Here is a 6892-nt window from a genome sequence, read left to right as displayed (position 1 = left end):
TCCCGATACCTGATAGCCCAGTTCCTTTGCAATAACTGCCACCCCTCCCATGAAGGTGCCGCAGATTCCTAAAATATGAACGTGCATATAACCTGTCTGTCTCTGAGTTTTAAAAACAACGCTGTCTCAAGCCCCGCAGGAGCTCCTGCGGGGCTGTGCAGAATCATGTGATTATAACCCACCTCGTGATTATTTTTTTCGGGGCGTTCTGCCTCTGACCATTTAATGTTAACTCGGTTGCAGGATTAAACTGAGAGAGCCTGTGCCATCACGCTTTCAACACCGCCATTTCAGCATCAAAACAGCGACCCGGCGGGCTTCACAACCTCTCTTAGCCTTTTCCTCGATCTCCTTTCTGACCTTCTCCTCGCGCATTTCTCACCTATGGGAAAATGTTTTCCGTTTCGGCGCGGTTTTTAGTATACTTAGCGAGGGGCATCCCTTTACCTCCTGTCAGAAAATCAAAAGTTCTGTCAAGGGATGTCCCTTTTTATATGCCTCCGTCTTCGCCTTAAGTTAAGCGCATCACTCCTTCAGGATGCGGAAAAGCCAGTTTGCCCGAAGGTTCTCAATGAAAAATATTCCTGATTCCGTCTCCGATTTTGAACTCATCAGAAACAGAAATCTTGCGTATATCGATAAAACCAGATTCATTAAGGAATACGAGGATCTGGACACCTATGTTGCCTTGCTGCTGAGACCCCGCCGGTTTGGCAAAACCATGTTCACCGAGATCCTCAGCTATTACTATGACAAGGCAAGTCAGCCTGTGGCAGACAAGCTCTTCAAAGGAACCTGGATTGCCGATCATCCCACAGAGCTTAAAAATTCCTATCATGTGCTGAAATTTGACTTTTCCGGTATCAGAACTCTGGACAGCGTAACGGATGCCATCAATTCTTTCATGGAACAGATCGTTGCCGGAATTGCAGATTTTTATACTGCATACCCGGAGTTAATTATTCCGGAATTGCAGTCAGCTGATATTCAGGATCCCGTAAATGCCGTTGTCACCTTTTATGATGACAGAAATGTTTTTAATTCTCCGGCAAAGATAGTCACGCATTTCCTAACCAAATTTATCTCAAAGAAAAACTTATTAAAATTGATGATTATTATTGATGAATATGATAATTTCACCAATGATATTTTAAGCCGCGACTTAAAAATGTTTGCCGACATATCAAGAAAAGACGGAGAAATCGGAGCGTTTTATAATGTCCTCCGCAACTTTAATCAAAGAAAAGTCGTTCAGCGGATTTTTATAACGGGAGTCCTCCCGATTACCATGGATACGGCAGTGTCGGGATTTGTATCGGCAAAGCTTTCCGATCGTCCGGAGCTTGGCAGCCTGGCGGGATTTACCGATGATGAAGTTATTACCCTGCTCCGGGAAACCGTTGACAGCCGGAAATGCCCTTTTTCCTATGAAGAGCTTAAAAATGTCATGAAGGACAGATATGACGGCTACCGTTTCGCAAAAAACTGCCAGGAACCGGTATACAATTCAGCGCTATGTCTTGATTTTATCAGAACACTTAAAAACGATTACGCAAATATTCCGGTTCTGGAAATTTCTTCTGCCAATGATGTTGATTATACCAAGCTCACGGGTTATCTGAATTTGATGAAACGGGAGGACCGAGAGGCCCTGTGCCGCTCATTAAGAAAAGGAGCTCCGGTGTCATGCGTTTTACCGGTAACCATAAAACTCGCTTCCCCCAAAGCCGGTCTCAGCAAATATCAGGGCATCTCGCTTCTTTATCATCTCGGATTTCTGACCCTGATGTCTCCGGCAGAAACAGAATGCTATTTCGGAAAACCGATGAACGGCACCTTTGTCAAAATTGCCAATGAGTATTTCAAACGGCTTTTTGAGCGGTATTCTCTGGCGGAAATGAAGATTCCCGCTGACAGTATTGAAGGTCAGGTGCAGCTTTCCGAAGCGGCCCGAACAAATAATCTCACTCAGATTGTCAGTCTCCTGAAATCAGTGGCCTCATCATTTGTTCAGACCGATATTGCCGCAGAAGCCGAATATCAGCTCGCGCTGGCAGTTTATCTTGCCATGAAATGGAATCCTGACAATTCCTTTATTCTGACCAGAGAATATTATGTCCGGCATAACGGCATCCCGGTATTAGCTGACGGCGCTCTGGCTGATTCAGCAATGAATCAGAATTCCGAAGAAGCTTCCGGCAGTGCGCATGTAATGGCAGCAAACACCAAAAAGGGCCGCGCGGATCTGGTAGCTGAAAATACCGATCCTGAGGGGCCGAGCTACGTTATCGAATTCAAATACAAAAGGAATTCCCGGGCCGCCAGAAAGACAAAAATATCCGTGAGAGACAAGCTGTTTCAGGAAGCCCGGACACAGCTTGATTTTTATGTCACGGATGATCACCTTAAGGAAATCCCGCATCTTCACAAATACGCCGTACTGTATGTTTACGGCGAGTTTTATCTTCAGGAGATCACGGATTAAGAGCGGGACGCCGGCTCAGGAAATGCCCCCGAAAAAAATAAGGGAGCCCTTTTAAAAAGCTCCCTCTGTATCTTGTCATCCTTCAGAAAATTCTAGTCGCAGACCAGATATTGCTGCATGGCCTTGCTGTAGTGCGACTTGAACTCATTGCCTTCCTTCACAATGGTGTAGATGGCCATGCTTCTTTCATTGGCATAGCGGAGCGCCTCATCGGATCCCATAACCATAAGTCCGGTATCAATGGCATCTGTCCAGAGCGCCGTAGGGCCCACCACGGTAATCGAAACCGTATGATGGGTAATGGGTTTTCCGGTGGCCGGATCGATAATATGACTGAGCCTCGCGCCGGTTTTTTCATCAATTTTATAGTTGCGATAGCTTCCCGAGGTGGAAATGGCCTGTCCTCTGGTGCAGACCGGGATCTCCAGCCGCTGCCCCACCGCCTGCTCTGTGGTCGGATGCTCGATAGCCACCACCCAGTCCTTGCCCCGGCTGTTAAGCCCCTTGGTGCGGATAGCGCCGGCCACCGAAACCATGTAGTTCTGAATCCCCCGGCGATCCATGAGCTCCGCCAGCTTGTCCGCTCCGAAGCCTTCGCCTACCGTGGAAAGATCCACCTCCAGCTGGGGATTGTCCTTTTTAAGCTGCGCCGAATTGTAGCCCACAATCACATGCAGCTTGTCCAGACCGACACGTTTCCGGGCCGCATTAATGGCATTATCATCGGGAACGGGAGGCAGAGTTTCGGGCTTTACATGTCCGAAGCCCCAGAGATTCACCAAGGGGCCTACGGTGACATCCACCGCGCCATGCAATTCCTGCCCGGCCCGGATACTGGCGATAACCACGTCCGCCACGTCCTGAGACACCTTGAAGGGCTCCGTGGATCTGTGCTGATTGAAATGAGAAAGCTCGCTGTTCCGGTCAAAAAAGGAAATCTCCTTGTTTATGCTGTCCAGCACCTCCTCGGCTTCATGCCGAAGCTGATCCTGTCCGCCGGGATAATCCCCGATAACAGTGATATTGTAGAAGGTGCCCATGGTCTTTCCGCCGATTTTGATCTCGCTGCGGGAAGAGGTGCCGATGTCGCACCCCGCAAGGCCGGCGCAGAATCCGGCCAGAAGGGAAACAGTTAAAAGGGATAGCGCTATTTTTTTCATTAAAGGTTAAAGATCCTGCATCAAGCTGTCAGTGAAAATAAAATAAAGAAAACCGGAATCGGGATAAAGTCTTCCGGAAGATCCGGCAGCGCCGGAAAAGCAAAAGGCATCAGCTCTGTCCGGGGTCTTTTCCGGCCAGGCTTTTGATTTTGGTTACCACTCTTCTTTTAAAGCAGGGCTTTTCGCAGGAACAGGCCTTTTCAATACCGGCATTTGCGAGACCGCCGCAGGAACCGTGAATCATCTTGTGCTGAATGATGTAGCCCACACCGGCCAGAAGAAAGAACAGCGCAAACGCCGCAAACGTATAAAGAAAAAGTACCACTCCGGAATTCCCCCTGAAAGAACGGTTTTGCAAAAACATCCGGCATTCCCGCCGGAACAGCATGATTTTACCATGAATAGGCTTTCTTAGGCCGGCAATTTCGTCATTTGGCCGTTCCGGTCAGGCCTTTCCTCCGCAAACGGCATGATGAACCGGGAAGCATCAGACTCTCCAAAAGGCTCCGTTTTTGCTAAAATAGCGGACAGTTTTTTCTACCTGTGTCACAGGGATTAATCTAAAGGCTAAACATGCGCACCAGTAAATTTCTCATATCAACCCTGAAAGAGGTTCCCGCCGAAGCCTCTGTTGCCAGTCATCAGCTTATGCTCCGCGCCGGTCTCATCCGGCAGCTGGCCTCCGGTCTCTACGTATGGCTTCCCGCCGGACTTAGAGTATTGAACAAAGCGGAAAACATTATCCGCGAGGAAATGGACAAATCCGGAGCTCTGGAAATAAATATGCCGGTAGTGCAGCCGGCGGAGCTCTGGCAGGAATCCGGCAGATGGGAAAAGTACGGCCCCGAGCTCTGCCGCTTCCGGGACAGAAAGGAAAACAGCTTTGTGCTCGGCCCCACCCACGAGGAAGTAGTGACCTGGCTGGCCTCCTATGAAGTTAAAAGCTATAAGCAGCTGCCCCTGAACCTGTATCAGATCCAGACCAAGTTCCGGGACGAGGTGCGTCCCCGCTTCGGAGTCATGCGGGGCCGGGAATTCGTCATGAAGGATGCCTATTCCTTCCATACAACCCTGGAAAGTCTCCATGAAACCTATCAGCTGATGTACGACACCTATAACCGCATCTTCACCAGAATGGGACTGTTCTTCCGGCCGGTTGAGGCCGATACCGGCTCCATCGGCGGCAATCATTCCCATGAATTCCAGGTGCTGGCCGATGCCGGCGAGGACATCATTGTGTTCTCCAATGAGTCAGACTATGCCGCCAACATCGAAATGGCGGAGGCTCCCATGCCGGCAGAAGAAAGAAAGGCTCCGGCGGAAAGCCTGACCAAGGTGGCCACTCCTGATGCTCATACCGTGGAGGAGGTGGCAGCCTTCCTGAAGCGGGATGTCAGCACGGTAGCCAAGACTCTGGTGGTGCACGGGGAAACTCCGGAGGGCCAGGACTGTCTGGTAATGCTGGTGCTGCGGGGCGATCATGAGCTTAACGAGGTCAAGGCAGAAAAGATCCCCGGGATTTCCGCGCCGCTGACCTTCGCCACTGAAAAGGAAATTCAGGAAACTCTGGGCGCTCTTCCGGGCTCTCTGGGGCCGGTGGGCTTTAAGGGACGCATCATCGTGGATCGGGCGGCCTCCGTAATGTCCGATTTCTGCACCGGAGCCAATGAAACCGGCTTCCACTACACCGGGGCCAACCTGGTACGGGATATTCCGGAATTCGAGGTGCAGGATCTCCGCAACATCGTGGCCGGAGATCCCAGTCCGGACGGCAAGGGCACCGTGATCCTCAAGCACGGCATTGAGGTAGGCCAGGTATTTGAGCTGGGCACCAAGTACTCCGCTGCCATGGGGGCCACCGTGCTCGATGAAAACGGCAAGAACATCCCCATGGAAATGGGCTGCTACGGCATCGGCGTTACCCGGGTAATCGCCGCCGCCATCGAACAGAATCACGATGACCGCGGCATTATCTGGCCGGATGCTCTGGCTCCGTTCCAGGTGGCAATAATTCCGCTGAACTACGGCAAGAGCGCTCAGGTGACAGAGACTGCGGATAAACTCTACGAGGATCTTATCAAGGCCGGCGCCGAGGTGCTTCTGGACGACCGTAACGAAAGACCGGGGGTTAAATTTGCGGATATGGAGCTTCTGGGCATTCCGCACCTGGTTATCATCGGAGACAAGACCCTGCAGGAAGGGGCGGTGGAATACGAAGCCAGAAAGGATCTCGCCAAGACCAAGGTGCCTCTGGCCGATATCCGGAACCTCCTCCGGGAAAAGATCGGAAAATAACTCGGTAATTTCGCTGATCTGATTAAAGCGCGACTCTCCTCTCAGGGCCGCGTTTTTTTGCGGCGAGATTTTCCGGAAGACTCAGCCTAAGTCAAAATCCGGAAGAGCAGAATGTGCTAAGATGAATTCCATCAGACATCGGAGGAGGGATAACGGCATGCTTAAAAAACTGCAGAGATATCTGACTATTACCGGAATTGCTGTCATGATGCTGACCGGATGCTCCCCGGCAGAGGATCAGGAAACCCTCATGAAGGATCTCACCAAGCTGCTCCCTCAGGATCCGGATAATGAAACCAAAGTATCTCCCCTGCCCGACGGCAAGGGCATCCAGGTAACCGTTAAGAAAAACAGCCTGAACCTCAAGGAACAAAAGGACAGCGCGGATACTTTCGCTTCCGCCAGCTCCGAATTTCTGACCGGATTTTTCTGTCAGGGCTCCCGGATTTCCGGCCAGTTTTCCCGCTACATCAACAAGCAAAGCTATCTCAGCCTGGTCTATCTTGACAGCTCCGGACAGGAGATCTCCCGGCACCTTCTGAATGACGGCTTCTGCAAAGAAAACAGCGGCAACAGCTTTAACACCACCAAGGCCATGGTGAAGCAGAAAAAGCAGGGCTATTATGACGAGGACTTTCTGAACCGGGTCTACCGTCCGCTTTTAGAAAAGAATCTCCCCCGCCGGCTGGCGCCCAATCTGGTGCTGGAACGGGCGGCCATCGGCCCCGGTTCGGAGATCCACTTCTACGTGCAGTACACCCCGGCCCCCGGGGAGGACAAAAGGAATTCCGCGGAGGTTCTGGACGGCTATCTGGAGCAGATGTACCGGGAAGCCTGCAAGGGCAAAAGCTCCCGGCACCTGATATCCATGCTGGACAAGATGAAGTGGCACGGCATTATCAATAACCGCGAGATCACCAATCTGGTGGCCGGAAAAGAGTGCAAGTAGGAG

6 protein-coding genes are annotated in these 6892 nt (G+C 51.2%); 3 read left to right on the top strand and 3 right to left on the bottom strand.

The genetic code is table 11. The features are described from left to right. Positions 1 to 87: Mur ligase domain-containing protein (locus ACJROR_RS09715; RefSeq protein ID WP_406546909.1), on the bottom strand; the 87-nt coding region annotated here is incomplete at its 3' end. Positions 88 to 571: 484 nt separating this feature from the next. On the opposite strand from ACJROR_RS09715, the gene ACJROR_RS09710 reads away from it, so the two are divergent. After that, positions 572 to 2485, top strand: a complete 1914-nt coding sequence (locus tag ACJROR_RS09710) for an AAA family ATPase (RefSeq protein WP_406546907.1) — start codon at positions 572 to 574, stop codon at positions 2483 to 2485. A gap of 92 nt (positions 2486 to 2577) precedes the next feature. On the opposite strand, the gene ACJROR_RS09705 is transcribed toward ACJROR_RS09710, so the two are convergent. Further along, positions 2578 to 3645, bottom strand: coding sequence for an FAD:protein FMN transferase (locus ACJROR_RS09705; RefSeq protein WP_406546906.1), 1068 nt, complete (start codon positions 3643 to 3645; stop codon positions 2578 to 2580). A gap of 109 nt (positions 3646 to 3754) precedes the next feature. After that, positions 3755 to 3970 (bottom strand): (Na+)-NQR maturation NqrM, encoded by a 216-nt coding sequence (gene nqrM / locus ACJROR_RS09700; protein ID WP_406040490.1) that lies wholly within the window; start codon positions 3968 to 3970, stop codon positions 3755 to 3757. 248 nt (positions 3971 to 4218) lie between these two features. Here nqrM and ACJROR_RS09695 point away from each other — a divergent pair, with 248 nt between their 5' ends. Both ACJROR_RS09695 and ACJROR_RS09690 read left to right on the top strand, forming a co-directional pair. Next, positions 4219 to 5940 carry a proline--tRNA ligase gene (locus ACJROR_RS09695; protein ID WP_406546905.1) on the top strand — a complete coding sequence of 574 codons (1722 nt, stop codon included), beginning with the start codon at positions 4219 to 4221 and terminating at the stop codon, positions 5938 to 5940. A 157-nt stretch (positions 5941 to 6097) separates the two neighbouring features. Beyond that, positions 6098 to 6889 carry a hypothetical protein gene (locus tag ACJROR_RS09690; protein ID WP_406040494.1) on the top strand — a complete coding sequence of 264 codons (792 nt, stop codon included), beginning with the start codon at positions 6098 to 6100 and terminating at the stop codon, positions 6887 to 6889. The last annotated feature ends 3 nt before the right edge of the window (positions 6890 to 6892 follow it).

Source organism: Succinimonas sp. (assembly GCF_045225735.1).
Classification (GTDB): Bacteria; Pseudomonadota; Gammaproteobacteria; order Enterobacterales; family Succinivibrionaceae; genus Succinimonas.
The sequence above is the reverse complement of the archived record's forward strand: the minus strand, read 5'-3'. Positions and strand labels throughout refer to the sequence as shown.